The sequence below is a fragment of the Actinoplanes sp. NPDC049599 genome (genome assembly GCF_044465625.1).
Taxonomy (GTDB): Bacteria; Actinomycetota; Actinomycetes; order Mycobacteriales; family Micromonosporaceae; genus Actinoplanes.
The window spans coordinates 1-1,139 of sequence record NZ_JBITLX010000092.1 but is presented as its reverse complement, the minus strand read 5'-3'; the positions used below and the strand labels follow the sequence as shown (position 1 = coordinate 1,139).

1 protein-coding gene is annotated in these 1,139 nt (G+C 65.7%); it reads left to right on the top strand.

What is annotated here, in order from left to right; all coding sequences use genetic code 11:
- The first annotated feature begins 53 nt into the window (after positions 1 to 53).
- Complete coding sequence (locus tag ACIBQZ_RS43370; RefSeq protein ID WP_396094801.1) at positions 54 to 1,139, top strand: IS630 family transposase; 1,086 nt, start codon at positions 54 to 56, stop codon at positions 1,137 to 1,139.

Sequence of the window (1,139 nt, the reverse complement as noted above, 5' to 3'; positions counted from 1 at the left end):
CTAGTGTGGCGTGTCTGAAGTGATTTGACGGTGTGGGTGCGGGACAATGAGGCATGTCTGTTGCCGCCGCGTTGGTTCTTCGTCCCGGTGACGGTGTTCGGCTGCGGGAGTTGACCCGGTCGTCGACCGCGCCAGCGGGGCATGTCCAGCGGGCTCGGATGGTGTTGCTGGCCGCGGAAGGCGTGCCGAACGCTGAGATCGGTCGGCGGGTCGGGATGACCCGGCAGACGGTGATCGCGTGGCGGGCCCGGTATGAGGCCGGCGGGATCCAATCGCTGGCGGATCTGCCTCGTTCGGGCCGGCCGCCGGTGATCGACGAGCCTGCGGTGATCACCTCGACGCTGAACCCGCCGCCGAACGCCCTCGGGGTGACGCACTGGTCGGCGCGGCTGCTGGCCGATCACCTGACCCGCAGCGGAATGCCGGTCAGTTTCGCCGAGGTGGCCCGGATCTGGCGGGACTGGGGTTTGCAACCACACCGGTCCGAGACGTTCAAGTTCTCCACCGATCCCCAACTCGAGGCCAAGATTCGTGACGTCGTCGGGCTGTACCTCGACCCACCAGCCAACGCCGTGGTCGTGTGCGTGGACGAGAAAAGCCAGATCCAGGCCCTCGACCGGACCGCACCGCTGCTACCGATGCGTTTCGATGAGGCGGAACGCCGTACCCACGACTACAAGCGACACGGCACCACCACCTTGTTCGCCGCCCTGGAGGTCGCGACCGGAAGAATCACCGCGGACGCCTGCTACCAGCGGCACCGCAACGGCGAGTTCCTCGCCTTCCTCAAACTGGTCGCCAAGGCCCACCCGCGAGTGAAACTGCACGTGGTGGCCGACAACTACGGCACCCACAACCACCCGAACGTCAAAGCGTGGCTGGCCCGCAACCCGCGGATCACCATGCACTTCACCCCGACCAGCGCATCCTGGATGAACATGGTCGAGATCTTCTTCGGGATCATCACCCGCCAGGCCATCCGCCGCGGCACCTTCACCAGCGTGCCCGACCTGATCGGCGCGATCCGCGCGTTCATCGACGCCTACAACCAGCGCTGCGAACCTTTCCGCTGGACCAAGACCGCCGACCAGATCCTCACCAAAGCCAACCGTCAAAAGAACTCAGACACGCGACACTAG

What these genes read in the sequence shown, in the direction of transcription:
- ACIBQZ_RS43370 (WP_396094801.1), top strand. Translation starts at nt 54, where the DNA reads ATGTCTGTTGCCGCCGCGTTGGTTCTTCGTCCCGGTGACGGTGTTCGG.